This is a genomic window from Brevundimonas intermedia (assembly GCF_004614235.1).
Classification (GTDB): Bacteria; Pseudomonadota; Alphaproteobacteria; order Caulobacterales; family Caulobacteraceae; genus Brevundimonas; species Brevundimonas intermedia_A.
In genome coordinates, this window is record NZ_SPVH01000002.1 from 621,101 (window position 1) to 648,065 (window position 26,965).

The 26,965-nt window shown below is 67.2% G+C and carries 29 protein-coding genes and 1 riboswitch; of the genes, 10 read left to right on the forward strand and 19 right to left on the reverse strand.

Features of this window, described 5'->3' with window-relative positions; genetic code table 11:
* The first annotated feature begins 5 nt into the window (after positions 1-5).
* Positions 6-1,193, forward strand: a complete 1,188-nt coding sequence (gene dapE / locus EGY25_RS04890) for a succinyl-diaminopimelate desuccinylase (protein ID WP_135193916.1) — start codon at positions 6-8, stop codon at positions 1,191-1,193.
* 97 nt (positions 1,194-1,290) lie between these two features.
* On the opposite strand, the gene EGY25_RS16645 is transcribed toward dapE, so the two are convergent.
* Positions 1,291-1,899, reverse strand: coding sequence for a hypothetical protein (locus tag EGY25_RS16645; protein WP_209307972.1), 609 nt, complete (start codon positions 1,897-1,899; stop codon positions 1,291-1,293).
* Between the two features lie 106 nt (positions 1,900-2,005).
* Positions 2,006-3,307 (reverse strand): amidohydrolase, encoded by a 1,302-nt coding sequence (locus EGY25_RS04895; RefSeq protein ID WP_135193917.1) that lies wholly within the window; start codon positions 3,305-3,307, stop codon positions 2,006-2,008.
* Positions 3,308-3,397: 90 nt separating this feature from the next.
* On the opposite strand from EGY25_RS04895, the gene EGY25_RS04900 reads away from it, so the two are divergent.
* Positions 3,398-3,751: a hypothetical protein gene (locus tag EGY25_RS04900; protein WP_135193918.1), complete on the forward strand. Its 354-nt coding sequence runs from the start codon at positions 3,398-3,400 to the stop codon at positions 3,749-3,751.
* A 64-nt stretch (positions 3,752-3,815) separates the two neighbouring features.
* Positions 3,816-4,250 (forward strand): SRPBCC domain-containing protein, encoded by a 435-nt coding sequence (locus EGY25_RS04905; RefSeq protein WP_135193919.1) that lies wholly within the window; start codon positions 3,816-3,818, stop codon positions 4,248-4,250.
* On the opposite strand, the gene EGY25_RS04910 is transcribed toward EGY25_RS04905, so the two are convergent.
* The 9 genes from EGY25_RS04910 to EGY25_RS04950 all read right to left on the reverse strand — a co-directional run bounded on the left by EGY25_RS04910 (position 4,247) and on the right by EGY25_RS04950 (position 13,600).
* On the reverse strand, positions 4,247-5,227 hold the full coding sequence (locus EGY25_RS04910; RefSeq protein ID WP_135193920.1) for a type II secretion system F family protein: 981 nt from the start codon (positions 5,225-5,227) through the stop codon (positions 4,247-4,249). The two genes, EGY25_RS04905 and EGY25_RS04910, sit on opposite strands and share 4 nt — an antisense overlap.
* Before the next feature lie 10 nt (positions 5,228-5,237).
* A complete protein-coding gene (locus EGY25_RS04915) occupies positions 5,238-6,215 on the reverse strand; it encodes a type II secretion system F family protein (RefSeq protein ID WP_135193921.1) in 978 nt (325 codons plus the stop codon).
* 4 nt (positions 6,216-6,219) lie between these two features.
* Positions 6,220-7,875, reverse strand: coding sequence for a CpaF family protein (locus EGY25_RS04920; protein WP_245159345.1), 1,656 nt, complete (start codon positions 7,873-7,875; stop codon positions 6,220-6,222).
* A gap of 3 nt (positions 7,876-7,878) precedes the next feature.
* Positions 7,879-9,432, reverse strand: a complete 1,554-nt coding sequence (locus tag EGY25_RS04925) for an AAA family ATPase (RefSeq protein WP_135193922.1) — start codon at positions 9,430-9,432, stop codon at positions 7,879-7,881.
* 4 nt (positions 9,433-9,436) lie between these two features.
* Positions 9,437-10,114 (reverse strand): CpaD family pilus assembly protein, encoded by a 678-nt coding sequence (locus EGY25_RS04930; RefSeq protein WP_135193923.1) that lies wholly within the window; start codon positions 10,112-10,114, stop codon positions 9,437-9,439.
* Positions 10,115-10,119: 5 nt separating this feature from the next.
* Entirely contained in the window at positions 10,120-11,757 is a 1,638-nt protein-coding gene (locus EGY25_RS04935) for a type II and III secretion system protein family protein (RefSeq protein ID WP_135193924.1), read from the reverse strand.
* Between the two features lie 11 nt (positions 11,758-11,768).
* The gene (gene cpaB / locus EGY25_RS04940; protein WP_135193925.1) at positions 11,769-12,689 is read right to left on the reverse strand and encodes a Flp pilus assembly protein CpaB; all 921 of its coding nucleotides are present in this window, start codon (positions 12,687-12,689) and stop codon (positions 11,769-11,771) included.
* A gap of 118 nt (positions 12,690-12,807) precedes the next feature.
* Positions 12,808-13,326 carry an A24 family peptidase gene (locus EGY25_RS04945; protein ID WP_135193926.1) on the reverse strand — a complete coding sequence of 173 codons (519 nt, stop codon included), beginning with the start codon at positions 13,324-13,326 and terminating at the stop codon, positions 12,808-12,810.
* Positions 13,327-13,432: 106 nt separating this feature from the next.
* Positions 13,433-13,600, reverse strand: coding sequence for a Flp family type IVb pilin (locus tag EGY25_RS04950; RefSeq protein WP_135193927.1), 168 nt, complete (start codon positions 13,598-13,600; stop codon positions 13,433-13,435).
* 237 nt (positions 13,601-13,837) lie between these two features.
* On the opposite strand from EGY25_RS04950, the gene EGY25_RS04955 reads away from it, so the two are divergent.
* From EGY25_RS04955 to EGY25_RS04965, 3 genes are read left to right on the forward strand one after another with little or no spacing between them, the layout of a single operon-like run.
* A complete protein-coding gene (locus EGY25_RS04955; RefSeq protein ID WP_135193928.1) occupies positions 13,838-14,239 on the forward strand; it encodes a pilus assembly protein N-terminal domain-containing protein in 402 nt (133 codons plus the stop codon).
* Between the two features lie 38 nt (positions 14,240-14,277).
* Entirely contained in the window at positions 14,278-14,784 is a 507-nt protein-coding gene (locus EGY25_RS04960) for a TadE/TadG family type IV pilus assembly protein (protein ID WP_245159346.1), read from the forward strand.
* A 7-nt stretch (positions 14,785-14,791) separates the two neighbouring features.
* Complete coding sequence (locus EGY25_RS04965) at positions 14,792-15,337, forward strand: TadE/TadG family type IV pilus assembly protein (RefSeq protein WP_209307973.1); 546 nt, start codon at positions 14,792-14,794, stop codon at positions 15,335-15,337.
* Between the two features lie 2 nt (positions 15,338-15,339).
* Here EGY25_RS04965 and EGY25_RS04970 read toward each other — a convergent pair whose 3' ends face one another.
* From EGY25_RS04970 to EGY25_RS05000, 7 genes are all read right to left on the reverse strand, one after another.
* Positions 15,340-16,647, reverse strand: a complete 1,308-nt coding sequence (locus EGY25_RS04970) for an anthranilate synthase component I family protein (protein WP_135193931.1) — start codon at positions 16,645-16,647, stop codon at positions 15,340-15,342.
* Positions 16,644-17,423, reverse strand: a complete 780-nt coding sequence (locus EGY25_RS04975) for a tyrosine-protein phosphatase (protein WP_135193932.1) — start codon at positions 17,421-17,423, stop codon at positions 16,644-16,646. Before EGY25_RS04975 ends, EGY25_RS04970 begins: the two co-directional genes overlap by 4 nt.
* A gap of 21 nt (positions 17,424-17,444) precedes the next feature.
* On the reverse strand, positions 17,445-17,747 hold the full coding sequence (locus EGY25_RS04980) for a winged helix-turn-helix domain-containing protein (protein ID WP_135193933.1): 303 nt from the start codon (positions 17,745-17,747) through the stop codon (positions 17,445-17,447).
* 2 nt (positions 17,748-17,749) lie between these two features.
* Positions 17,750-18,373: a hypothetical protein gene (locus tag EGY25_RS04985; RefSeq protein WP_209307974.1), complete on the reverse strand. Its 624-nt coding sequence runs from the start codon at positions 18,371-18,373 to the stop codon at positions 17,750-17,752.
* 136 nt (positions 18,374-18,509) lie between these two features.
* Entirely contained in the window at positions 18,510-18,692 is a 183-nt protein-coding gene (locus tag EGY25_RS04990) for a DUF1328 domain-containing protein (protein WP_087121113.1), read from the reverse strand.
* A gap of 106 nt (positions 18,693-18,798) precedes the next feature.
* A complete protein-coding gene (locus EGY25_RS04995) occupies positions 18,799-19,209 on the reverse strand; it encodes a hypothetical protein (RefSeq protein ID WP_135193935.1) in 411 nt (136 codons plus the stop codon).
* Positions 19,209-19,553: a DUF883 family protein gene (locus EGY25_RS05000; protein WP_135193936.1), complete on the reverse strand. Its 345-nt coding sequence runs from the start codon at positions 19,551-19,553 to the stop codon at positions 19,209-19,211. The genes EGY25_RS04995 and EGY25_RS05000 overlap by 1 nt, the downstream gene beginning before the upstream one ends.
* 136 nt (positions 19,554-19,689) lie before the next feature.
* On the opposite strand from EGY25_RS05000, the gene EGY25_RS05005 reads away from it, so the two are divergent.
* The 3 genes from EGY25_RS05005 to EGY25_RS05015 all read left to right on the forward strand — a co-directional run bounded on the left by EGY25_RS05005 (position 19,690) and on the right by EGY25_RS05015 (position 22,005).
* Complete coding sequence (locus EGY25_RS05005) at positions 19,690-20,358, forward strand: fumarylacetoacetate hydrolase family protein (protein WP_135193937.1); 669 nt, start codon at positions 19,690-19,692, stop codon at positions 20,356-20,358.
* The gene (maiA, locus tag EGY25_RS05010) at positions 20,355-20,990 is read left to right on the forward strand and encodes a maleylacetoacetate isomerase (RefSeq protein ID WP_135193938.1); all 636 of its coding nucleotides are present in this window, start codon (positions 20,355-20,357) and stop codon (positions 20,988-20,990) included. The genes EGY25_RS05005 and maiA overlap by 4 nt, the downstream gene beginning before the upstream one ends.
* A 94-nt stretch (positions 20,991-21,084) precedes the next feature.
* Positions 21,085-22,005, forward strand: coding sequence for an aldo/keto reductase (locus tag EGY25_RS05015; RefSeq protein WP_209307975.1), 921 nt, complete (start codon positions 21,085-21,087; stop codon positions 22,003-22,005).
* Here the strand turns inward: EGY25_RS05015 and EGY25_RS05020 are convergent.
* Positions 21,989-23,815: a TonB-dependent receptor plug domain-containing protein gene (locus EGY25_RS05020; RefSeq protein ID WP_135193940.1), complete on the reverse strand. Its 1,827-nt coding sequence runs from the start codon at positions 23,813-23,815 to the stop codon at positions 21,989-21,991. The genes EGY25_RS05015 and EGY25_RS05020 overlap by 17 nt on opposite strands.
* Positions 23,816-23,962: 147 nt before the next feature.
* A riboswitch (cobalamin riboswitch) is annotated at positions 23,963-24,148 on the reverse strand.
* A 75-nt stretch (positions 24,149-24,223) separates the two neighbouring features.
* On the opposite strand from EGY25_RS05020, the gene mutS reads away from it, so the two are divergent.
* Positions 24,224-26,905: a DNA mismatch repair protein MutS gene (mutS, locus tag EGY25_RS05025; protein WP_135193941.1), complete on the forward strand. Its 2,682-nt coding sequence runs from the start codon at positions 24,224-24,226 to the stop codon at positions 26,903-26,905.
* The last annotated feature ends 60 nt before the right edge of the window (positions 26,906-26,965 follow it).

Consider the following 26,965-nt stretch of genomic DNA (forward strand, 5'->3'; position numbering starts at 1 on the left):
GCCGCATGAGCCGCGCATCAACTCCCGTAATCGATCCTGTCGAACTGACCCGCGACCTGATCCGCATTCCGTCCGTCACCCCCGCCGACGAGGGGGCGATGGACGTGCTGGAACGCCATCTGACGGCGCTGGGCTTCACCTGCCGCCGACTGGCCTTCGAGGGGCCGGGGGGCGAAGGGGTCCATACGCGGATCGAGAACCTGTATGCGCGGCGCGGGACCGCCTCGCCCAACCTGTGTTTCGCCGGCCATACGGACGTGGTCCCGACCGGCCCGTCGGAGCAGTGGTCGTCGCAACCCTTCACCGCCGAGGTCAGGGACGGCGTCCTGTACGGCCGGGGCGCGGTGGACATGAAGGGCGGGATCGCCGCCTGGGTCGCCGCCGTGTCCCAGGTGCTGGCGGATGGAGAGCCCGAGGGCTCCCTCTCCTTCCTGATCACCGGCGACGAGGAAGGCCCGGCGCTTCACGGCACCAAACGGGTGGTCGAGGCCCTGGCGGCCGAGGGCGAGATCATCGACGCCTGCGTGGTCGGCGAACCGTCGTCGTCGCAACAGCTGGGCGACATGATCAAGGTCGGCCGGCGCGGCTCGCTGAACACCTGGATCACCGTCCACGGCAAACAGGGCCACGTCGCCTATCCGGAACGCGCGGCCAACCCCGCGCCGGTGATCGCGCGCCTGATGGCCCGCCTGAATGACCACGTGCTGGACGACGGCTACGAGAACTTCCCCCCGTCGAACCTCGAAATCACCACCATCGACATCGGCAATCCGGCGACCAACATCATCCCAGCCGAGGCTAGGGCGCGGCTGAACATCCGCTTCAACCCCAGCCATACGGGGGACGCCCTGATCGACTGGCTGAACCGCGAGGCCGGCGCCATGCAGGCCGAGACCGGACTTCAGATCACGCTGGAGCACCTGTGCTCGGGCGAGGCCTTCCTGACCGAGCCGGGCGCCTTCGTCGCGGCGGTGCAGGACGCGGTCGAGGCCGTCGTCGGCCGCCGCCCCGAGGCCTCGACCACCGGCGGCACCTCCGACGCCCGCTTCATCCGCACCCTGTGCCCTGTGCTGGAACTGGGCCTGGTCGGCCAGACCATGCACCAGATCGACGAACGGGTTCCGACAGCGGAGCTGGAGACCCTGACGGCGGTGTATCGGCAGGTGATCGAGACGGTGTTCGAGAGGCTTTAGGGTTTGTCTGTCGGTGGTCAGATCTCGCAAAATCTGGCTTCGCTTGGTCCGCCCCAAACCGGACCTTCGGATGGTCGGAGAAGGTGAAAACTGTCGCCTATGTCTCCAGTTTTAGGACGTAGGCGTCTACCCGAGCAAGGATCGCGGGCCACTCGCTTAGCGATTGCTCCCCGATGATATCAACGCTCACAGGCACGCCGCAGAGTGTCGTGAACGCCACTCTGCAATACTCAGACGATCCAGGAAACCAAGTCATACAATGCCCATCGACGGCGGTAGGGCGAACACCGCCCGCCGGACTGAAGATTAACTTCGGACCTTTGGTTATGGTCACTTCAAATCCGCTCTCATTGTGAAGCGGATATTGGTCGGGTTTCCGCCGCTCAAATCGACGCTCTCGACCAACGATGATGAAATAGGCATCCGGCAACGCTGCGCCGGGGGAGAACGAAAAGCTGTCGCCTACGACTGGCTGATCACTCGCTTTTTGACAGTAGGCCCAGCGACCCTGATCGTCCCGATGAATAGAACTTGGAAGTGCCAAGTGGTCTGCTACCGGTCCGCTGAATGAGGGGTTTAGATCGACGGGAATGGCGAAGCCCTGGCCATTCACCGTAACCCGGACATTCTGTGTTGGAGAGCATGTAAGTTGCCCCTGACCGCAGCCCGCGACGCTGATGGCCGCCAGTGCGGTTAACAACCGCATTCAAATCCTCCGACGGAGCTAACAGAATCTGGCGCGTTAGAATCGATGATTGAACTTCCACTAAGGGTCGGTTTTCGACATTGCCTCACGCCTGCCATCGTCCTCGCTAGCTCCGCTCCAGAAACCGCAGCGCCGTCAGCACATGCGTCTTCACCCCCAGCGGCAAGACCTTCTCGTTCGGCGAAAACTCCGGCGAATGATTGGGCGCGGAGGTCGCGGGGTCCACGCCGTCTGGACTGGCGCCCAGGTGGTAGAAGACGCCGGGGATGGCCTGCTGGAAATAGCTGAAGTCCTCGGCCACCGTGGTGGGGGGCGTGGCGGGGTTGACGTTGCCCTCGCCCGCCGCCTCGGTCAGGACCGGGGCCAGCCAGGCGGACAAGCCGGGGTCGTTGAAGACCAGGGCGGCGTTCTGTTTGACGCCGAACTCGGCGGTGGCGCCGTAGGCGGCGGCGACGTGGTCGATGGCGGTCTCGGCGCGGGCGACCAGGGCGTCGCGCTGGGCTATGTCGAAGGTGCGAAGGGTGCCTGACAGGGTCGCGCTGTCGGGGATGATATTGTAGCGGACGCCGGCGTTGATCGTGGCGATGGTGAAGACGGTCGGAGTGGTGGTCGGATCGACCGTGCGGGCGGTCAGGGTGTTGACCGTCTCGATCACCTGGCCGGCCACCGCGATCACGTCCACGCCGCGCCAGGGCCAGGCGCCGTGGGTCTGTTTGCCCTTCAGCACGATATCGACCCGGTCCGACGCGGCCATAAAGCCCTCGGGCCGATAGAAGACGCTGCCCGGACGGCCGGGCACGACGTGCAGGCCGAAGATGGCCTCGGGCTTGGGATCGTTCAGGGCGCCTTCGGCGATCATCAGGGCGGCGCCGCCCTTGGGCTCTCCCGGAGGCGCGCCCTCCTCCGCCGGCTGGAAGACGAAGACCACCGTGCCGGCGATCCGGTCCTTCATCCCGGCCAGCACCTCGGCCGCGCCCATCAACATGGCCATGTGCATGTCGTGGCCGCAGGCGTGGGCCACGGGAACCGTATTGCCCATATAGGTCCCGGTGGAGGTGGAGGCGAAGTCCAGGCCCGTCGCCTCCTGCACCGGCAGGGCGTCCATGTCGGCGCGCAGGGCCACGACCCGGCCGGGCCGGGCGCCGCGCAGGATGCCGATGACGCCGGTCTTGCCGACCCCGGTGCGGACCTCCAGCCCCAGCGACCGCAGATGGTCGGCGATCACGCCCGCCGAACGGGTCTCGGCGAAGCCCAGTTCGGGATGCTGGTGAAAGTCGCGACGCCAGGCGGTCACCTCGGGCATCACGCGCTGAACGGCGGCGTCCACGCTTGCCGTATCGACCTGAGCCTGAGCAGCGCCGGCTGCGAGCAACAGCGCCAGTGTGGAGGCGGCGAACAGTCGGCGCATGTGAAGGTCCCGTGAAATTTTCTTACCTGTCGCACGTGACGGCGCCGCGAGCGCTTGTGCAAGCCGTCGCGAACGGCGATTTCTGTCGGCATGGCCGAGAAGGACTTCAAGACCGCGAAGACGGAATGGCGGGACGTGGTCCTGGTGTGCCGCAAATGCTCCAAGAAGCTGGACGGCGGCTTCGGCCCCGGCGGCGACCTGACGCTGAAGAAGGCGCTGCGCAAATATCTGCACCTCAAAAAGGGTAAGCAGGGGCGCAAGGGCGGGCTGATCGTCACCGGGGCCGACTGTTTCGACATCTGCCCCAAGGGCGGGGTGGTCGCGGTCAACACGGCCCAGCCCAAGAAGCTGCTGATCATTCCCGCCGGCGCGGACCTGTTCGAGGTCAAGACGCGGCTGGGGCTGGACGACGGGCGGCGGCTGAAGCTGGTCGAACCGGACTGAGGACGGCGGCGCGGCGAGGACGCGGCGCCTTCCTTCCGGCGACGAGCCGTGCCAGAGCGAAACCATGGATGACACTCGTATCGAAAAACGCGTCGGCGTTCAGGCGACCTCGGACCGGATCTGGGATCTGATCGCCGACCTGTCCGGATGGAGCGCCTGGAACCCGGTCGACACCGATGTCGAAGGCGCCATCGCCTATGGTGGGCGGCTGACGATGACCGAGGCCTGGCCCGACATGCCCGAGCGCCAGGCCTTGGCCCAGGTCGTCGAATGGCAGCCGCGCATGCGTCTGGTCTGGGCGGAACGACGCGGCTTCCTGTTCCAGAGCCTGCGCTACATCCAGATTGAGGAGTTGGCCCCCGGCAACTGCATCCTGACGGTCGGCATCCGCCTCTCGGGCCTACGCGGCGAGCTGTTCCACGACAAGCACCGTCCCGCGATCAAGGCGGCGCTGGAGCGCGCGGGCGAGGGTCTGAAGGCGGCGGCGGAGGCGGGCTAGCCGCCCTCTTTCATCATGTCCATGACGTTCAGGATCGCCGGTCCCAGGATGACGATGAACAGCACCGGCAGGAAGAACAGGATCATCGGCACGGTCAGCTGAGCCGGCAGGGCCGAGGCCTTCTTCTCGGCGGCCGACAGGCGCAGGTCGCGGTTTTCCTTGGCCATGACGCGCAGGGCGGTCGCCAGCGGCGTGCCATAGGTCTCGGCCTGGGTCATGGCGGTTGCCACTGATTTCACGCCCGGATGGTTGGTCCGCTTGCCCAGGTTCTCATAGGCCATGCGACGTTCGGGCAGATAGCTGAGCTCGGCCGACAGCAGCGACAACTCCTCGGCCAAGTCGACCGACGACGGCCCCATCTCTTGGCTGACCTTGGTGATCGCCGCCTCGATGGACATGCCCGCCTCGACGCAGATCAGCAGCAGGTCCAGCGCATCGGGAAAGGCCTGCATGATCGAGGTGCGACGCTTGGTGATGCGGTTCTTCAGATAGAGGTTGGGCGCATAGAAGCCCGCGACCGCCGCCGCCATGACCAGCGTCAGCTTGTTCATCGTGGGCCAGTCCACGATCTTGATCACGAACATGTAGAAGGCCGCCACGATCATGAAGACGAAGGGCGAGGCGAAGCGGAAGAAGTAGAAGGTCGTCAGCGGACGTGGCCCGCGATAGCCGGCCTGGGCCATCTGGCCGGCGACCTTGGGGTCTTCCAGCAGCTTGGTCAGGTTCAGCCGATCGACGATCCGCTTCTTGAACCCATCGTCGGTGTGACGCAGCGCGCCCTGGCCTGCAGCCATATTGGCGCGCGAGCGGCGCTTCAGTTCGTCGCGGCGCTCGGCGACGGCCTTCATCCGCTTGTCCAGCTTCACCCCGCCGGTCATCGAGGACAGCAGGGTCAGGACGGTCGCGAAGACCAGCACGCCCACGCCGATGCTGAGCAGGTTCTGCGGGTCGGTGATGAAACGGATGAAGGCTTCCATGATCCGCGCCTCAGAACTTGAACGAGATCATGCGCTTCATCACGAAGACGCCGGTGGACATCAGAACCGCGGCCATCAGCAGCAGGAAGTTGCCGCGGAAGTCGGTGAACAGGGGCATCATGTAGGACGGCGTCGTCATCATCACCATGATCATGACCGCCGGCGGCAGGGAGGCGATGATGCCCGCCGAGGCGAGGGCTTCGGACGACAGGGCCTTGATCTTCTCGCCCATCATGCGGCGCGCGCGCAGCACGGCCGACAGATTCCCCAGGGCCTCGGCCAAGTTGCCGCCGGTCTTCTGCTGAATGGCGATGACGATGGTGAAGAAGCGCAGCTCCGGCGTCGGCATCCGCTCGAACATCTTCTCCAGCGCCTGCTCCAGCGTCAGGCCGACGCCCAGACCCTCGACCAGTTTCTGGAACTCAGGCCCCAGCGGCGCCGGGCTTTCGCGGCCGATGATCTTGAAACATTCGTGGACCGGCAGGCCCGACTTGATGCCGCGCACGATCACGTCGACGGCATTGGGAAACTCCAGCGAGAACTTCTTCATCCGGCCCTTGGCCAGGAAGCCGACGACCCAGCGCGGCAGGCCTAGGCCGAACACCAGGGCCAGGCCCAGCAACGCGAGAACAGGCAGGCCCAGCACGAAGGCGACCAGCGCCGCCACCACACCGACCGCGGCGGAGATGATGTAGAAGGTGCGCACATTCAGGCTCAGACCCGCCTGTTTCAGGCGCGACGCCAGGGTGGTGCGCGCCTTGCGCTCGCGGCGATCCGCTTCCTGAAGCTGGACCAGGATTTGTTTGCGCCGCGCCTCGGGCGTATTGGCGGCGGCCGCCTTGCGCGCGATCGCGGGGTTCTTCTTGGCCTCGCCCAGGCTCTGGGCGCGCTTGACCGCCTGGGCCGACGAATCGTCGCCTCCGACGAAGACCCAGCCCAGGCCGCCGATGGTGATGAAGGCCAGAACGGCGGCGAGGATGGGCAGCATCGTCCTACTCCGCCGCGTCCAGGGCGTCGGCCAGCTCGCGCTCCAGCCCATAGTAGCGGGCGCGGTCCCAGAAGCGGGGACGGGCGATGCCGGTCGAACGGTGACGGCCGATGATCTTGCCGTTCTCGTCCTCGCCGGTGATGTCGTAGACGAACAGGTCCTGGGTGACGATCACGTCGCCTTCCAGGCCGACGACCTCGGTGATGTGGGTGATGCGACGCGAGCCGTCACGCAGGCGCGCGGCCTGGATGATGACATCGACAGAACCGACGATCATCTCGCGGATCGTGCGCGAGGGCAGGCCGTATCCGCCCATGGTGATCATGGATTCCATACGGCTGATGGCTTCGCGAGGACTGTTGGCGTGCAGCGTGCCCATGGAGCCGTCGTGGCCGGTGTTCATGGCCTGCAACAGGTCGAAGGCCTCGGGGCCGCGCACCTCGCCGACGATAATCCGCTCGGGACGCATCCGCAGGCAGTTCTTGACCAGATCACGCATGGTGATCGTGCCCTGCCCTTCCAGATTCGGCGGGCGGGTTTCCAGACGCACCACGTGCGGCTGCTGCAGTTGCAGTTCGGCGGCGTCCTCGCAGGTGATGACGCGCTCGGTCGGGTCGATGAAGGCCGTCAGGGTGTTCAGCAGGGTCGTCTTGCCAGAGCCCGTACCGCCCGAGATGACCAGATTGCATCGCGAGGCGCCGATGACGCCCAGGACGCGCGCGCCCTCGGGACTGATGGAGGCGTACTCCACCAGATTCTTCATCGTCAGCTTGTCCTTCTTGAACTTCCGGATCGTCAGCGTCGGGCCGTCGATCGCCAGCGGCGGCGCGATGACGTTGACGCGCGAACCGTCAGGCAGACGGGCGTCGCAGATGGGGCTAGATTCATCGACGCGGCGGCCGACCTGGCTCACGATCCGCTGACAGATGTTCATCAGCTGGGTGTTGTCGCGGAAGCGGACGTTGGTCAGTTGGACCTTGCCGTTCACTTCGATGAACACCCGGCCTGCGCCGTTGACCATGATGTCGGCGATGTCGTCGCGGGCCAGCAGAGGCTCCAGCGGCCCGTAGCCGAGGACGTCGTTGACGATGTCCTGAACCAGATGCTCCTGCTCGGCGACCGACATGGAGACGTTCTTGATCGCGACCAGTTCGGCGACGATGTCGCGGATCTCTTCGGACGCCGCCTTCTGGTCCAGATGCGCCAGCTGGGCCAGGTCGATGGTGTTCATCAAGGCGTTGAAGATCGTCGTCTTCGTGGCGTGATAGTAGTCGCTCTGTTCACGGACGATCTCGGCGACCGCCTGGGCCTTCTTCAGCTGTTCCAGGCCGGCCGTGGCCTTGGGGCCCGTTCCGGCGACATTGCCGGCCGGGCGCGGCGCCTCCGGCTTGGCTTTGGGCCGCGAGGCCAGGGCGTCGAGACGGTCGGCGGGCGCGGGCTGCGTCGGCGCCGAGGCGCGACCGAAGGCTTCCGCCGCCGGCTCCAGATCCTCGTCGGCGAAGGCGTAGGCCTCGGCCTTAGCCTGAGCTTGGGCGGCCATCCCCGGCGGGGGCGCGGCCGCATCGACCTTGAAGACGGACACAGGCTCGCCGGCCGGCGCAGGCGCCGGACGCATCGGCGCCGTCGTGACGCCGGGCTGACCTGTGCGCTTGCCGAACACGCGTCAGCGCTTCTTGAACATGTTGGCGAACAGGGACTTGGACTGCGCTGCCGACGGCTTGGACGCCTTGTCGGTCTTGGCCGGCTTGCCCTTGGGTCCTGCGACCATGGGCAGTTCGCGACGCGACACGATCTGGGCAAGGGTCTGGAAGGCCTCGGCCGCCTTGGTCTTAGCCCCGGCGTCCAGGATCATCTGGCCGTTGTTGGCGGCGGCGCCGAAGGTCTTGGCGTCGAATGGGATGATCAGGCTGGGATGAACCCCCAGGGCGGCGCCGAAGTCCTTGGCCGGAATCTCGGGGCGGCCCGGCACGCCGACCTGGTTCAGCACCAGGCGCGGCGGCGCATCGTTGGGGCGGCCCTGACGGATCAGGTCGATCATGTTCTTGGCGTTGCGAAGGCTGGCGAGATCCGGCGTGGCCACCACCACCACCTCGTCGGCGCTGATCAGGGTGCGGCGCATCCACGGCGACCACAGGTGCGGCAGGTCCAGCACCACGAACGGCGCCGTGGCGCGGATCTGGTTCGTCACCTCCTCGAACGCCTCGGTCGAGATGTCCCAGTCCGTGTCCAAGCTGGCGGGCGCGGCGAACAGACTCAGCTTGTCGGTGCAGCGGACCATCATCCGGTCCAGCAGCGTCGCATCCAGCCGGTCGGGCTGGCCCAGGGCGTCGGCGACGCCACTCAGCGGGTCCTGGTTGAAGTCCAGGCCGGCCGTGCCGAACGGCAGGTCGTAATCGACGATGACGGTGTTGGCGCCGATCCGCTCGGAGATCGCATAGGCGGTGTTGTGCGCCACTGCCGAGGCCCCCGCCCCGCCCCGCGCGCCGACGAAGGCGATGGTGCGGCCGACGAAGGGCTGGGCCGGATCGTTGAACAGGCCGCCGATGGCCGCGATCAGCTGCAGCGGCTGCAACGGCGCGACCAGATATTCGCTGACCCCGCGACGCATCAGCTCGCGGAACAGGATGATGTCGTTGGTGGCCCCGACGACGATCACCTTGGTGCCCGCGTCGCAGACCTCGGCCAGTTGATCGACTTCCCAGAGCAGGGTCTGGGGATCCTTCAGGCACTCGACGATGATCAGCGGCGGCGTCGGTTCGTGATGATAGGTCTCGACCGCAGCGGCCACGCCCCCGACGCGGATCTGGGTGGTCGCACGCGACAGGCGACGATCCTGGGCCGCGCGTTCGGCGGCCGCGAGCGTATCCTGGCGCTCGGCGAAGACGTGGATGGCGATGCGCGGCACCGACACTTCGCCGATGGAGCTGGACGGGGCCAGGCCGGTGGAACCCAGACCGACGGCGTCCAGCCCGGTCTCGATCAGGCTGGCCTGCGTCTGGGCCACCACGTCGCCGACAGGGTTGAAGACCGGGGCCTCGGGGACATAGGCGGGCGCGGCGACGACAGGCGAGGGTTGAACGGGCGCGGCGGCCGTGAACACAAGCGGCGCACGCGTCCGCTCCGCCGAAACCTCGGCCATGGGCTCGGAGAAATCCATATCGACGTCGAAGGCGTCGTCGAAGGTATCGAACTCGCGGGGGACGGGGGCGGTGCTCATGGGTCTAGTTCACCGCACGGGAGACGGCGGTCTCCGTGACCAGCGTTTCAGCCGCAGCCGCCGTCTGCTTGCCCGTGCGATAGTTGTCCAGCACGACGGTCCGGCGCCCCGCGTCGGCCGGAGTAATGGCGCGCGGCGTCTGAATGTCGCGCGGGTCGGCGATCTGGGCGGCCAGGTTGGCTGACACCGCGCACCCGAAGTTGGAGGCCGACTGGTTGTCGCCCGAACGGCCCAGGTTGCCCCAAGTCGTTCCGCAGCGCGGCACGACGGCGCGAACCGTCTGATAGCCGACGACGACCGGCGCGCGCGGATCGGGCGCCGCGTAGCTGACAAGCATGATGCGGTCCGGCGACACGCCCCAGGCCGCCAGTGCGGACTTGACGTCATAAGCCCGCTGCAAGGCGACGGGGTCGTTTCCAGCCGGCGCCTCGATCACCAGGGGCACGGCGTCTACGCTGCGATAACGGGCGACCAGGGCTTGAATCGCGTCACCCTGAGCGGACGACAGGCCGGTCTCATGAACCGCCAGGGCGATCCGGTCCAGGTCCGGCTCGACCTGAAGCTGATAGCGCGACGTCGGCGTCAACGGCGGCTCACCGCCCAGGCTGGCTGGTCCGCCGACGCAGGCGCCGAGCGCCAGGGCCGTCGTGGTCAGAAGGACGATAATCGGGGTGCGGATCATGTCGCTCACTCGATCACATAGCCGACCGAACCGGCCGGGGGCGCATTGGGCAGGCCATAGACTTGGTTCAGTTGACCGAAGAGAATCGTCTGGCTGTCGCTGGCGATCCGCAGGCCGTCGGCCGGCGTCTGCATCCGGTCAGGCGAGGTCGGGCTGACGATATAGGGCTCGACGATCACCACCAGTTCGGTCTCGCCCATCAGATAGTCACGCGAGCGGAACAGCGAGCCCAGCACCGGCAGATTGGTGACGCCCGGCAGAGAGTCGACCGTCTGGCGCGTCGTTTCCTGAAGCAGGCCTGCAATCATCATCGATCCGCCTGAGGGCAGTTCGACCGTATTCTCGCTGCGACGCACGGTCAGGCCCGGCAGGGTGATCGAAGAGGGCGTGCCCGCACCGATGGTGAAGCCGCCCTGCGCCGTCAGTTCCGACACCTCAACCTTGACCTGCAAGGAGATGCGGCCACCCGACATTACGACGGGACGGAAGGCCAGCCCGACGCCGTAGGGCTTGTAGGTCACGGTGATATTGCCGTCGCGGTCGCGCCCCGTCGGCAGAGGGAACTCGCCCCCCGCCAGGAAGTTGGCGGATTCGCCGTTCACCGACGTCAGGTTTGGCTCGGCCAGTGTGCGGGCCAATCCCACGCGTTCGAAGGCCTCAAGACATCCGCTCGCATTCGTGCCGGTCATCGTCTGGAAGGCGGTTGTCGCTATATTGGAGATGGCGTTGGAAATAGCATTGGTCGTTCCTGCAATAGCCGATGCCTGCGCGACGGCTGTCCCAGGAAGTTGAACAAGATTACCGTTCACATCCCTCACGGTGACGGTTTCCGAACGAGGAACGCTGGACCATTGATCCCCGCTCGTTGCAGTCGCAGTAGAGCCCGTCTGGCTGGAACTAGAGTTGGAATTTGAAAAGTTCGTCGTTCGCCCGCCGTTCTGACCATAGCACAGCCCCGATCCTCCGGCCGGCGCACCGTTGACACCATAAGTATTGGGCCGGCTGAAGCCGTACGAATGGATTCCCGCGCCCTTTAGGATGTCGGAGCTGAAGCCGAGCTGTTTCAGCGCGCTGCGCTGCACCTCGACCACGCGCACCCTAAGCGTCACCTGATCCGAGCCGACGACGCTGATCATGTTGATCACCTTCTCAGGCGCAGAGACGAAGGCCGCCGCGACACGGGCGGCCTGGGCTGCCTGAGCGGGGCTATCTGCAAAGCCGGTCAGGATGACGCTGTCGTTGACGGCTTCTGCATGGATCTGTCCACCCGGAGCGACGCGGCTCAACGTATCCTGAAGCGCGCTTGTGCCAGCATCGACGCGAACCCGCAGGCTCAGGATCGTGCGGCCTGCGGCGTCCAGGAAGACCGCGTCGGTCTCGCCCGGCATAATGCCGATCACGGTGATGCGGCGCGGCGAGTGCAGCATGGCCTCGGCCACCTGCGGATTGGAGACGATCACGTCGCGCGCATCGGCGGGCAGATCGACGGCGAAAGACGTGCCGCGCGGCAGATTGATCATTTGCGGCGCAGCGCCCATCGACACGGCGGCCCGCGTCTGGGCCACGCCGACGGGCGCGGCGGTCAGGCTGGCCAGAAGGGCGCAGGCGACAGCGGCGGTCTTCTGCATCGCGGATCGGCGCATCGGAACGGCTTTCATGGGACGGCGACCACTTCGGGCGCGCCGCCGCGATAGATTCGCACGGCTTTTGGTTGGGCGGCGGCCGCCGCAACGCGGCGACGCGTGGCGCCGGAGGGGCCGGCGGTGTCGGCATAGGAGCGCAGGGACAGCGACAGTTCGCCCTCGGACTTGGCCTGGGCCAGCAGCACCGCGTCCTGAGGCTGGACCTCCAGGGTGGCGGTAGCCCCCACCACGGCCTGTTCGTCGTCGCCCGCGCGGGTCGACTGGTCGATGGCCAAGACCTTTATGTTCTGGAGGACGACGCCCGACGCGAACTTGGAGCTGGTCGCGCCCTCGACGGCGCCGTTGCGATTGGTTTCGGCGGTCAGAACCACATCGACACGGTCGCCAGGCAGGATGAAGCCGCCCGCGGCGGACTCCACGGTCACGCCGATGGCCATAGCGCGCATGCCGGGTTCAAGGTAGGCGGCCATATAGCCGCTGTCGCCAGCGCGAACGATCTTGCGCGCCACGATCGGCTCTCCGGCCAGGATGGGTTCGCGCACGACCGAGCCGATATAGTCGGACTTGGCTCCAGGTCCCGCCATATCGGTCGCGGCCTTGGCGACGCTCTCGACCGCGTTGGAGGCCTTCTCTGTCGTGGTTTCGGCGGCCGGCTTGGCGGGCACGGGCGTAGCGCCGTCTGTGATGAAGACGGGATTGACCTCGTCCGCCGGCCAGTCCTTCCAGGCCAGATCGCCCTCGACCAGACGCTTGCCGGGCTCCAGATCCTTGGCGGCGACCAGCACCTTGGCCATCGGGCGCGTCTCGACCTGGGCGGCTGCGGCGGGCGCGGCAGGTTCGTTGGACGACGACCCCATGGCGCGGACCACCAGGGCCAGACCAATGGCCGATACGGCGGCGATGCAGATGACGACGATGCGGGCGGGCTTCATCAAGGCTGTCTCCAGCAGGCGCAATGTCTCGGATCGAACCCCCGACGCCTGCCGTTAACGATCATGAGCCCTGCGGGTTAACGCTTCCTAAGCGCCGCGAACGGCGGTCAGCCTAGCCTTAACGGCCGGACGCAAAGGCCAGGAACAGGCCGCTTTCAGGCAGGGCCAGCAAGGCGCCGATGGCGATGGCGACGCCATAGGGGATGTCGCCCTTGGGCTGCATCAGATTGACCACCCACCCTTGGGACACCGACGGCGCGACCATCGGGAAGTACCGGCGTGCGGTCATCAGCAGCAGGCAGAAGGCGCCCCCGGTCAGGCCAGTCCAGATCAGGAAGGGCAAGACCCCGCTCACGCCCATCCATAGACAACTGGCCGCCAGCAGCTTGGCGTCGCCGCCGCCCACCCAACCGGCGGCGAACATGCCCATGCCGACCAGAAGCGCGGCCACGCCCACGCCGACATGCAGCGCCACATCCATCGGCGCCGCGCCGATCATCAGCGCGACAGGGAAGAAGGCGCCGACCAGCGCCAGCGATATCCAGTTCGGGATTTTCATCGTGATCAGGTCGTGTAGACCGCCGACGATGACGAGCGCTGGAAAGACGCCAAGCACGATGAGCAGCAGAATATCCATGACAGCTATCTTCTCTGTCAGGGCTTAAGGTTGGGTTTCCGCAGACGAAAAGGGCCGGAGCTTTCCGGCTCCGGCCCCATTCTCTAGATCGCAAGCCTAAGGCAGACTATTCAGCGAGCTTGTCGGAAACTTCTTTAAAGGTGGCTTCAAGATTGGTGCCCAGGGTTCCGAGGATGGTGATCAGCGCGACGGCGATCAGGGCAGCGATCAGGCCGTATTCGATGGCGGTGGCGCCCGATTCGTCTTTGGCGAAGCGCGAGATGAACTTGGTCATGGGTAGTTCCTTTTTCAAATGGTCTAGCGAGCAACTTGGCGGGGGGAGCCGGTAGCCCGCTTGACCCCCAAACGCAGGATCAAAATGCCTGACCCCCGTTAAATCTGAGTCACGAGGTTTGGTTACGCGCGGATTCACCAAAGAAAATTCTCATCCTGACGCTTCAGCCTTTGTTGAGGATCAAGCGCGCATCATGCGTGCGTCCGCGTCTGCACGCGCCCTTATTCAGAGCCGCCGATGTCTCGCCTCCCCGCCGCCCTTCTCGCCGCCGCCCTCCTTGTCGCCCCCATGGCGGCCCAGGCCCAGAACGGCGCGCTCAACGTCGAGATCGACCGGTCCGCGCGCGTTCAGCTGCGCGGGGCCGCCGCCTCCGTCATCGTCGGCAACCCCCAGATCGCCGACGTCTCCATGGTGGACGCCAACACCCTGTTCATCGTCGGCAAGGGTTACGGCGTCACCGAGGTGGTGGCGGTCGACGGGGCGGGACGCACCCTGTTCCAGCGCGAGGTCGTGGTCACGGGCGGCTCGACCGGCTCCGTCCGTGTTTGGCGCGGCGCCCAGGCGACCGAAATGGCCTGTGGCGCCTCGTGCACCCCCAGCATCCGGGTCGCGCCTGCGACCGGCTCCACCGCTCCCTGATCGGGATGGTGCGCCCTCGGGATTTGATCAAGGCGCGGATGAGACGTTCGCGGCGCGAAGGCGTCGCGGCCGTCGAGTTCGCCATGGTCGCCGTCCCGTTCTTCCTGCTGATCTTCGCCATTCTGGAACTGGGCATGGTCTTCGTGATCGACTCGATCCTGGAAACGGCCACGACGGGCACCGGGCGCCTGGTCCGCACTGGGGAAGCCGACGCCAAAGGCTTCGACAAGGTGCGGTTCAAGACTGAGCTTTGCAGCCGGATGAGCGTCTTCGAAGGCGATTGCATCAAACGCGCGACGGTCGATGTTCGCGTTATCCCGCAGTTCGTGGACCCAGATCGAGAAGACCCGACTACAGCCGGCGTTCTGGATCCAGAAAAGACGACCTATGATGGCGGTCAGCCCGGAAACCTGGTTCTGGTCCGGGTCTGGTACGAATATCCCCTGATCACGCCGTTCCTGAACCAAGGCGCCACGCGCGCCGGAACCGGCAAGGTCCTGCTCAACTCCGCCACAGCCTTCCGCAATGAGCCGTGGAATGCGTAGGCGAGAGTTGCGCGCGCTCCTGAAGGCGTGGGGCTGCGACACGCGCGGCGTCGCGGCGGTGGAGTTCGCCTTCATCGCCCCCATTCTGATCCTGCTCTATTTCGGCATGGTCGAATTCTGTCAGGCTTATATGGCGCAGAAGCGCACGGGCCACGTAGCTTCCGTGGTGGCCGATCTGGTGACCCAGACGGACGCCCTCACCAAGCAGCAGGTACTAGACCTTCTGGATGTCGGCGAGGTGATCATCAGCCCCTTTCCGAAGGTCGAGCTCAGGCAACGGGTCAGCAGCGTGTCGCGCGTCACCTCCACGAAATACAATATCGACTGGAGCGTTGGAAAAGGTCTGACCGGCAAACTGACCGTCACGGACGCGGAGGTTCCTTCGGACATGCTGGCTATCGGAGAGTCCGTCATCGTCGCAGAGGCGGAATACGACTACAGGTCGCCGTTCAGCAACATGTTGCCCGAAGCCATCAGAATAGCCCCCACATTCAAACGCATGGCCTATCTGCGACCCCGGACGGCTGAAATCATCGCCTGCACGGGCTGCTGAGCCTAAGGACCGATCAGCGCCTGGCGCAGCGCTGAAATCTTGGCGTCGGTCTCGGCCTCCTCGGCTGACGGATCGCTGTCGGCGACGATGCCCGCGCCGGCCAAGGTGCGGAAGCGCCAGACGTCGCCAGCGCGTTCAAAGCTGGCCGTGCGGATCAGGACCGACGCGGTCAATGTGCCGCCGTCCCCGATGAGGAACAGCGATCCGCACCACGGCCCGCGCGGCGGTTCGTGCGCCGCGATGACCTTCATGGCCTGATGCTTGGGCGCGCCGGTGATCGAGCCCGGCGGGAAGGTCGCCTCCAGCAGGTCGGCGGGGCCGATGCCCCGGTCGGCCTGAGCCGTCACCGTCGAGACCAGGTGATGCACGGTCGGATGGTTCTCGATCTCGAACAGGGTCTCGACGCGGACCGACCCCGGCTGTGACACCCGCGCCAGATCGTTGCGCATCAGATCGACGATCATCAGGTTCTCGGCCCGGTCCTTGGCGCTGGATTTCAGCTCGTCCGCCAAGGCCGCGTCCTCAACCGGATCGGCGGCGCGGGGGCGGGTGCCCTTTATCGGCCGGGCCTCGATGCGGCGGCTGGCGGCATCGAAGGCGAGAAATAGCTCGGGCGAGTTGGACACCAGCGCCCGATTCCCGATCCGCCAATAGGCCCCGAACGGCGAAGCGCGATCCTGCTGAAGTCGCAGAAAGACGTCGAACGGATCGGCGGTCGGCTTCAACGCCCCCGCCCAGGCCTGCGCGATATTGGCCTGGAACAGCTCGCCCGCCGCGATCCGCTCCACCACGTCCGACACGGCGGCGCGATAGGCGCCCGGCGGCGCCTCGGCCTCGAAGGTCTCTGCCGGCGCCGACGGCGGCGCGACGACGGCGGCGTTCGCCAACCAGCCGAGGGCGACCTCTGCGGCCACATCCGCCAGCTCCGCCGTCGCCCCTCGCCCCACTGCACGCACGGTGCGGCGATGATGGTCGAAGGTCAGCATGGCCGGATAGCGGGCCAGCATCAGGTCGGGCCATGTCGTCTCGCGCCGCCCCGTCGCCGGTCGCGCGCCTGCGTCATAGGCGGCCAGGCCCACCACGCCCGCGTCGAACGCGGGATCTCTCAGCGCCTGGAACGGCGCGGCGTCATCGACCGGGCCGACCTGAACGCGGTCCGGCGCCGTGGCGACGTGCGACCAGCGCCCGCCCGGCCCGCCGTCCGAGACCAGGGCCAGCATGCCGTCGCCGCCGCCCAGACCCGCTGCGACCTCGACGGGTTCCGCCCACGGCGCATCGCGCGTGACGACGTGGCTCAGAACCTCGCTCACGCCGACAGTCGCTCCACGATCCGGTCGCGCCGGGCCGTATCGACGCCTAGGGCGTCGCGCAGATAGGCGTCCACAGATCCATGCTGCGCCTCGACCTCGGCGAACGCCGCCTCCAGATAGGCGGCCTCGACGCCCAGAAAGGCCACGACGGCGTCGTCGGACGCCAGACGGCCGGTCATCTCGTGCAGTTTCCTGGCGATGCCCGGCGCTCGCGCGGCCAGATCGACGGCCGTATTGGTCAGCAGATAGTCCTCGATCATGTCGTCGCGCGACACGCCCAGCAGATGATGGGTCAGGGCGGCGAGAAACCCCGTCCGATCCTTGCCCGCCGCACAGTGGATCACCACCGCCCGATCCTGATCCGCCAGCGCCTGGAAGTAGCGGCTGAACACATCCAGATGCGACGCGTCGAACGGCAGGGTCCGATAGGTCTTGGCCATGAACCGCCGACCCGACTCGGGCGTCAGATCCGCAGTCTTCAGGAAGGCGATGTGCGGCGCCTCGGCGCCGTCGTCCACGCCGCCCTCGATCACCAGACCGGAGAATTCCTCCGGCCGGCGCGACGGCTGATCGCGACGCTCGCCCGGCCGGCGCAGATCGACCACCGCCCCGACGTCCAACAGCCGTAACCGCTCCAGATCCGCCTCGGTCGCCCGCGCGTGGTGGGCGGAGCGCAACAGACGGCCGGGCTGCACGCGCCGCCCGGCCGCCGTGGCGTAGTCGCCATAGTCGCGGAAGTTGTCGATGGCCTCGAAGGCGTGAAGACGGGTGGTCATGAACCCGCTTCTAGCTTGATTTCACCGCTCTGGCAGCAGGCCCGCCATCGCATCGAGATAGGCGACGAAGGCGTCGCGTCCCTGGTCGGTCAGGCTGGCCTCGGTCAGGGGCTTTCGGCCCTTGAAACTCTTGGTCACGGCGACGAAACCGGCCTCTTCGAGCTTGCGCAGATGGACCGACAGATTTCCGTCCGTGGTCTGCAGCCGAGCCTTCAGACTGGTGAAATCCGCCGTCCCCGCACCCGACAGATAGGCCATGATCCCCAGCCGGATACGTCCATGGATCACGTCGTCGATCCGGCTGATGTCGAAATCATCGGCCATGCTCAGACGATCTCCGACGGTTCCTGACGCATCAGGATGATCCCGGGAACAAGGGCGACGGCCATCAGGACCACAGTGAACACCAGATAGATCGCCGGGCTGTCGATGAACCAGGCCACGGCCACCGCGCCGGCATAGGCCGCCAGGGCCGTGAACGACATCCAGCGCGTCTTCGTCATCGCCGCCCCGATCATCCACGCCGAGCCATAGGCCACCAGCACGGTCGTCGGCATCACCGCCATCCACGACCAGTTGTCGGTCTTGAACGACAAGGCCACCAGCGCCAGCCAGGTGACGAAGATGCCGTAACCGACGCCCGACCAGGCGGCGCCCACCGCCTTGTTGCCGGCCGAGTTGATGCCCGGCTTGCCCTTCATGCGCCCGATCAGCATCGTCAGCGCGACCGCGAAGACGACGCCTGAGCCGATCCACAACCAAAGCTGCGCCCAAGGACTGATGTTCAGAACGTCGGTTTGGAGGGCCCACTGGCCCAGACTGGCGCCGCCGAACACGATGGCGGCGGTGATTAGGATCGGTCCCGCCAACAGGGGCGCGTGGCGCCCCTCGTGCGCAAGGCTGCGCATATAGGCGATGTCGTCCTGAATGGCCTGGGTCTCGCGGGTCATGGGTCTCTCCTCCTCAACTCGATAAGGAAGCATCACCCACAAACTTTGTAATGTAAAGTTCTTTCTCAGAAATGGTTTCGACCATAGAAAAAGGGCGAGACCGAAGTCTCGCCCCTCAATCTAAGTGTCTCGCCCGTTAGAGTCGGGGCGTGCCGCCGCGTCCGCGAAGTCCGCCGGCCACAAGGGCGATGACGAACAGGATGATGGCGACGACAGCGACGAATTTTGCGATCTCGAACGAGAAGTTCGCAATGCCGCCGAAGCCGAGGACGGCCGCGACCAAGGCCACGACCAGGAAGATAATTGCCCAACGCATCATGGGTTTGGCTCTCCTGAGTTGATGTTGCCGTCGGCGACCCGAGAGCCGTTCGTCGGTCCGATACATCAACGTCGTCGCGGCTTGGCCGTTCCGTCCTTCGGTCGCCTTATCGACGACGACGGCGCGAATAGCCGCCCTGGTCCATCTTGCGCTCGGCGACCATGCTGGCGACGATCGCGGCCAGGGCCGGATTGCGCAGCAGCAGGAAGGCCGCGCCCAGGCCGCCGACAGCGCCCACGATCGGGCGCTCGCGCACGATATGGATCACCTTGGCCAGCAGACCTTCCGGTTCGTCTTCTTCATCGCTCTCGTCGTGCTTGTCGCCCTTCAGGAAGACGACCGCCACGATCAGGGCGACCAGGGCGAACAGACCGAAGGTCACGGCCGCCGCACCCAGCGGCGTCAACGTCAGGCTGAGCGCGTAGAAGATGGACACGCCAAGAAAGACGACGGCCAGAAACACGCTGGCGGCGACGACAGCCGTCGCCACCAGCTTTTTGACGATGCCCTTGAACATCAGCGGCGGCGGCCGGCCAGCAGCAGGCCCAGGATGACGCCGACGCCCAGAGCCACGGCGGTGGACTGAAGCGGACGCTCCTGCACGCGCTCGACGACATAGCGTTGCGCCTCGTCGAAGCGTTCGGCGGCGTCATCGTAATATTCGCGGCCCTTCACGCGGGCTTCGTCGTAGTAGCCACGGGCCTGGTCGCGCACTTCGTCGCTCTTGGCGCGCAACTTGGCTTCGGCCTCGGCCGCCTTTTCGCGCAGGCGCTGGGTTTCTTCGCGGGCGCCGGTCTTCAGATCCTCCTTGAGGGTCTTAAGGTCGGCCTTGATGTCTTCTCGGGCCTTGGTGGTGGCCATGATGCGCGCTCCGTTGAAAGCTTGGCGGTAGAATAGAGAACCCCGTGTCGCAACGCCACATGTTCGACGAGGTTCCAACAGATGGGCGCCCGCCTGCGCCCTCGCCACAGGCTTTTGGTCGCACTAGAACGGTCGCATGACCCAATGGCTGTTCCCGCCCCGCCCCGCCCCTTCGCTGCCGATCGTCGGATCGGACCAGCGGTTTCCCGTCCGCCGGATCCTGTGCGTGGGCCAGAACTACGCCGCCCATGCGCGCGAGATGGGGTCGGACCCCGACAAGCAGACGCCCTTCTTCTTCGCCAAGCCCGGCGACGCCGTGGTGTCGGACGGGGCGAACCCCGCCTATCCGTCGGCGACGGCGAACCTGCATTACGAGGCCGAACTGGTCGCGGCCATAGGGCCGGATGCGGACGGCGGGGTCGCCATCGTCGGCTGGGCCGTCGGCTGCGACCTGACGCGCCGCGATCTCCAGGCCGAGGCCAAGAAGGCGGGACGTCCCTGGGACGCCGCCAAGGGGTTCGACCAGTCGGCGCCGTGCGGACCCATCACCCTGGGCGCCCTGCCCCATCCCGCCGGCGCCATCGGCCTGAGCGTCAACGGCGAGGTCAAGCAGGCGGGCGCGCTGGACGACATGATCCTGAACCCCGACCGCATCGTCGCGGCGGCGCAGGCCCTGTGGAGCCTGCAGCCCGGCGACCTCATCTTCACCGGCACCCCGTCCGGCGTCGGCCCGGTCAGCCCCGGCAACCGCGTGGTCGTCACCGTCGAGGGCCTGGAGACGCTCAGCTTCGAGATTCAGCCATGATCCTGCACGGCTATTGGCGTTCGGGCGCCAGCTACCGCGTCCGCATCGCCCTGAACCTGAAGGGGCTGGGCTACGACCTCTCCGCCCACGACCTGCGCAAGGGCGAGCAGAAGACGGCCGACTATCTGGCGCTGAATCCGCAGGGCATGGTGCCCGCCCTTCAGGACGGCGACCTGATCGTCACCCAGAGCCCGGCCATCCTGGAATGGCTGGAGGAAACCCACCCAGATCCGGCCCTGTTGCCGACAGCCGCCAACGAACGCGCCGCCGTGCGCGCCATGGCCGCCCTGATCGGCTGCGACATTCATCCATTGAACAACCTGCGGGTGCTGAAGGCCTTGCGGTCGAATTTCGACGCCGATCAGGCGACCGTCGACGCCTGGGCCGCCGGGTGGATTGCGCCTGGGTTCGATGCGCTTGAGGCCCTGATCGTCCGCCATGGCGGCGCCTGGTGTTTCGGCGACGCGCCGACGCTGGCGGATTGCTATTTGATTCCACAGCTCTATTCGGCGCGGCGCTTCAACATGGACCTGTCGCCCTGGCCCCGCCTTCTGGCCATCGAGGCGACCGCCCAGGCCCACCCCGCCTTCGCCTCGGCCCACCCGGATCGCCAGCCCGACGCGGACGCCTGATTTTCGCCGGATTGCGCATATCAGCGGTGGATAAGTAGGGTTCGCTTAAGCTCTCGCTCAGCGTCCCTTAAGCATTGGGCGTCATTGTGCGGGCGTGTCGTATTCCCCCGCCACACCTTCGGCGTCGTCGCCCATCCATCGCTTGGCTCTCGCCGTGGTGACAGAGCCCGAGCGCGCGCCCGGCGCCTTCATGAGCGCGCCGTCCGGCGCCCGCGAAGACGCCATGCGTTTCCTGCTTCAGACGGGGGCCGACGCCGGCGTCAAACTGATCGCCACCCGGCCCGAGGGCGACGGCGAGCGTCTGCTGGGTCAGGCCTGGCCCTTCCCCTCGCCCTTCCAGGTCACGGTGCGAACCGTGCCGTTGAGCGAAGGTCTGGACCGGGTCGAGGCCCGCGCCCGGCGCTCGCTGGAGCGGATGGGCCTGCCCCGCGGCGACGTTTTGCTGATTTCCAACGCCGCTGATTTAGCCGGCGCCGAGGGTCGCGCCCTGTGGGATCGCGCCCGCAGCCTCAAGGATCGCGGCCTTTATCGCCGCATCGGTTTCTGCGCCACATTGGAAGACGGCCCCGCCCTGCTGGCGCGCCGCCTCGAAGCGGACGTAGTCCAGGTGCCGTGCAGCCTGCTGGACCAGCGCGCGGCCCAGGACGGCGTGCTGGAGGCCATCGCCGACACGGGCGCATCCGTTCATCTGTCTTCGGTCTTCGCCGGCGGCCTGCTGTTCGCGGGCGGCGACGATCTTCCGGCCGAACTGGCCAGCCACGCCCAGGCCCTGTCGCGCACGCGCCGGCGTTTAGCCGAGCAGCGTTGCGACCCGATGCAAGCGGCCCTGGGTTATGCCCTGGCGCTCAAAGGGGTGGACAAGGTCGTGGCCAGCGTCGCCTCGGCCGCCGAACTGCGCGCCATCCTGGCCGCCGCCCACGCCCCCTGCCCCAATCTGGACTGGGGGTCATTGGCGCTGGAAGCGCCGGCGGCCTTCACCGCCGGCGCCCGCGCCCGGATCAGTAGCGCAGCCTGATCCCGACATAGCCGGACCGTCCCGGCTCTCCGTAACCGAACACCTGCTGATAGTGTTCGTCGGCCAAGTTCTCGATCCGCGCCGTCAATGTAACCTGGTCGGTCAGTTCATAGGCCGCGTTCAGGTTCGCGGTGACGAAACCGTCGCGCGCCACGGTCGAGAAGCCGCCGCTGTCGTCCTGATCGCCTTCCGCCCGCACCGTCAGCGCGCCCGAGACGCGGTCGCCCGTCCAGCCCAGGGTCGCCGAACCGGCGTGCTCCGGCACGCGCAACAGGCGGGCGCCCGTCGTGCGGTCCTCGGCGTCGGTCCAGGCATAGGCCAGCGTCAGGTCGAAACCGGCCCCCAGCAGCGCGCGGCCTTCCAGCTCGAACCCGTCCGAACGGGTCTTGGCCACATTGATGTAGCGGCCGGCCGTATAGGTGATCTGGTCCTCGACGTTCAGGCGATACAGGGTCGCACGACCGTCGAAGCGGCCGTCGGCCGAGGCCCAGCCCAGAGCGATCTCGACGCTGTCGGCCGTTTCCGGCTTCAGCTCGGGATAGGGCAGCGGTGCAAAGCAGAAGTCGCACACCGCCTGGCTGACGGTCGGCGCCTTGAAGCCCGTGCCGTAGGCGCCCGACAGGATGAAGCCGCCCGCCAGATCATAGGCCGCCGAAACCCGACCCGTCGTCTTGGAGCCGAAGTCGTCGGTATCGTCGTAACGCAGGCCGCCGGTCAGGTTCAGCGCGCCGACATCGTACTGGGCCACGCCGAACACCGAGGTGATCGACAGGTCGCGCGACAGGCCCGACGACAGGGCCGCCGACGCCTCGTTGCGCTCGACGCCGAAGGCATAGTCGATGTCCTGGGTCGAGCCGTTGGCCTGCCAGCGATAGGCCTGGCGGTCGCCGGTGAAGGTCGAGCCGAAGCCGTCGCTGACCGAGCTGCGATCCAGATCCGACGCCGAGACGCTGAACTGATGGCTCAGGCCGAACGCCTGAGCGGTGACCCGGCCAAAGCCCGACCATTGCTCGCTTTCCTGGGTGTCGTCGGTGTCGGCCAACGCGAAGTTCGGGGCCGGGAAGCCGTCCAGATCGGCCTTGCTTTTATTCCAGCGCACCGAGCCGTCGACCTTGACCAGGTCCGAGAAGGCGTAGCGGCCCTTGGCGCCCAGGGTCGTGCTGCGGAAGCCGTCGGCCTCGGGATTGCCGTCCGCCTCGTCGGCGGCGGAGATGCCGTCGGTGTCGAAGCGCGAAACATAGGCGCTGACGGCGTAGGTCTCATTGGCGACCCCGGCCGATACGCGGCCGCGCACCGTGTCGAAACTGCCGGCCTCGGCCTCGGCGCGCACGCCGTCGATCTCCTTGGTCGTGAAGGCAATCACGCCGCCGATGGCGTCGGAGCCCCACAGCGACGACTGCGGGCCGCTGAGCACTTCGATGCGCTCGATGTCGGCCAGCTCGAAGCTGGAGAAGTCATAGGCGCCGTTGGGCTCGGCTGCGTCGTTGACGGGCGCGCCATCGACCAGGACCAGGGCCTTACCGGGCGTGGCGCCGCGCATGCGGACCTGGGCCACGCCGCCGAACGCCCCCGTGCGCGTCACCGACAGGCCCGGCACGTCGGCCAGGATGTCGGCGGCGAAGATCGCGCCGCGCTGTTCGATGGTCTTGGCGTCGATGACGCGGGCGCCGGGCGTGTCGGCGACGATGGCCGGAATGCGGGTGGCGGTGATGACGACGTCGTCCAGCTGGGTCGCATCATCAGCGGCGAAGGCAGGCGCGGCGAAGGCGGCGGCGATCGCAGCCGTCGAGAAAAGAATGGAACGCTTCATTGAGCGAGATCCCCGTGTTCGGTCCCGCGAATGCGCGCGAGAGACCGGTCAAAGCGAGCCGACCCGCCAGACCGCGAGGGTCTGGACGGCGCAAGGTCGGGTCGCTGCGACGGTTAAGTCCCCGCGCCTCTGTCTGGTCCCGGACAGCAGCGAGCGACACAGGCGGCCAGGTTTCCTGGCTTGCGGGTCAAAAACCGCCGTCCTCGCCTTCCCAGTTTCCCAGTGGCGCCGAAGTCGTCAGACCCCGGACGGACGACGCTCTCGCCGCCTACAGTTGCGGGCACAGCCACGGTGTCTCACCGTGTTCCCTAAACCGCCTGGCGCGGCCTATCGCAGGGGCGACAAGCCTGTGCAAGGGCCGTTCAACGGCCTTGAGCCGCCGGGCGCGATCCGTCACCCTGTCGTCACATGAACGCCCCCGTCACGCACCCGCCAAAAATCGCCGCTTCGCTGGAGGGCGCGACGCCGTTCATGGCGCAATATCTGACGGCCAAGGCCGGTCAGCCGGACGCCGTCCTGTTCTTCCGCATGGGCGACTTCTACGAGCTGTTCTTCAAGGACGCCGAGGTCGCCGCCGCCGCTCTGGGCATCACTCTGACCAAGCGAGGCAAGCACCAGGGCGAGGACATCCCGATGGCGGGCGTGCCGGTCCATGCGATGGAGGGCTACCTCGCCCGCCTGATCCGCATGGGCCACAAGGTCGCCATCTGCGAACAGCTGGAAGACCCCGCCGAGGCCAAGAAGCGCGGCGGCAAATCCGTGGTCCATCGCGGCGTGGTGCGGGTCGTGACGCCCGGCACCTTGACAGAAGACAGCCTGCTGGACGCGCGCGGCGCCAATCGCCTGGCTGCGGTCGCGGTGCGCAAGGGTCGGGCGGCGGTCGCCGTGGTCGAACTGTCGTCCGGGGCGGTAGATTCCGTCGCCTGTTCCATCGAAGACCTGGGCGCGGCCCTCGCCGCCTTCCGCCCGTCCGAGGTTCTGGTCACCGACCGGATGTATTCGGACGAGGCCACGCGCGATGCGTTGGACGGTTCGGGAGGCGTGGTCCAGGCGCTAGCCAGCGCCATCGCCGAACCGCAGGCCGCCCGCGTGCGGGTGGAGCGGCTGTACGGCGTCTCCGCTCTGGATGGCTTCGGCGCCTTCGAGGAGGCCGAGGTCTCTGCGCTGGGTCTGATCGCCGCCTATCTGGAGACGACCCAGGCGGGCAAGGTTCCCGCCCTGGCCCCGCCGCGCCGCCTCGGCGAGAGCGGCTTCCTCGCCATCGATCCGGCGACGCGAACCAGTCTGGAGATCGACCGCACCCAGCGCGGTGAGCGCGAGGGCAGTCTGCTCGCCTGTATCGACCGCACCGTCACCTCGGGCGGGGCGCGGGCTCTGGCCGAACGGATCGCCCGCCCGCTGCGCGATCCTCTGGCGATCAACGAACAGCTCGACGCCGTCGAATGGCTGCTGGAGCGGCGCGATCTGAGGCGCGACCTGCGCGAGGCGTTGAAGGCGTCGTCGGACATCGCCCGCGCCGTGGGGCGGCTGGCGCTGGGACGCGGCGGTCCGCGCGACCTGGCGGCGGTGCGCATCGGCCTGTCGATCGCCGAGGGCGTGGCCGGCCTCTTCGTCGGGCAAGTCGATCCCCTCACCGGCCAGCCGCGCCGCATCGCCTCGGCGCTCGACCGGCTGACCCTGTCGCCGGACGTGTCGCGGCTGAAGGCCGATCTGATCGACGGTCTGGTGGACGAGCCCTCGCACCTGGCGCGCGACGGCGGCTATGTGCGGCCCGACTATCGCCCCGAACTGGACGCCGCCCGCACCCTGCGCGACGACAGCCGCCGCGTCGTCGCCGACCTGGAAGCCCGCGCCGTCGCCGAGTCCGGCGTGCCCTTCAAGATCAAGCACAACGCCGTCCTGGGCTATTTCCTGGAAACCAGCGCCAAGGCGGCGGAACCCCTGTTCCGCGCCGGCCCCGAAAGCCCCTTCATTCACCGCCAGACCCTGGCGGCCCAAGTCCGCTTCACCACCGTCGAACTGTCGGAACTGGACGCCAAGATCAGCCAGGCCGGTCACCGCGCCCTGGCCATCGAGGGCGAGACCTTCGAGGGCTGGCGTCGCGAGGCCGCCCGCCTGGCCCAGCCGCTGCAGGCCGTCGCCGAGGCCTTGGCCGAGCTCGACGCCCACGCCGCCCTGGCCGAATGGGCGCAGGAGGTCGGCGCGACCCGGCCCGTGGTGGACGACACCCTGACCTTCTGCGTCGAGGCCGGTCGCCACCCCGTCGTCGAGGCGGCGGTGAAGGCGCAAGGGTCGCCCTACACCCCCAACAACGCCCGGCTGGATGGGTCGGGCCAGGACGGATCGCGCTTGGCCATCGTCACCGGGCCGAACATGGCGGGTAAGTCGACCTTCCTGCGCCAGAACGCCCTGCTTGTGATCCTGGCCCAGGCCGGCGCCTTCGTGCCCGCCCGCTCGATGCGGCTGGGCGTCGTGGATCGGCTGTTCAGCCGGGTGGGCGCCGGCGACGACCTGGCGCGCGGGCGCTCCACCTTCATGATGGAGATGGTCGAGACCGCCGCCATCCTGACCCAGGCCACGCCCAAGAGCTTCGTCGTGCTGGACGAGATCGGGCGCGGCACCGCCACCTACGACGGCCTGGCCATCGCCTGGGCCACGGCCGAGGCGCTGCACGAGACCAACCGGGCGCGCACCCTGTTCGCCACCCACTATCATGAGCTGGCCCAGCTGGAGACGCGGCTGGACCACGTCTGCAACCTGTCCATGGTCGCGCGCGAATGGAACGGCGAGCTGGTCTTCCTGCACGAGGCGGCGCCCGGCGCGGCCGACCGCTCTTACGGTGTCCAGGTCGCCAAACTGGCCGGCGTCCCCGCCGCCGTCGTCGCCCGCGCCCGATCGGTGCTGAACCGGCTGGAGGGTGAAAAGGCCGCCGGCGCCCGGCTGGACGACCTGCCCCTGTTCGCCGTCGCCGAACCCGAGCCGATGCGCGGTCCCTCGCCGCTGGAAAAGGCCATGCAGGACGTCGATCCCGACGCCCTCAGCCCCCGCGAAGCGCTGGAAGCCCTGTACCGGCTGAAGGGCCTGGCTTGACCACAACTACGCAAGACCCCCTATAGGTTGAGAATCTTAACCTCGTTCGGCCAGAGTTGA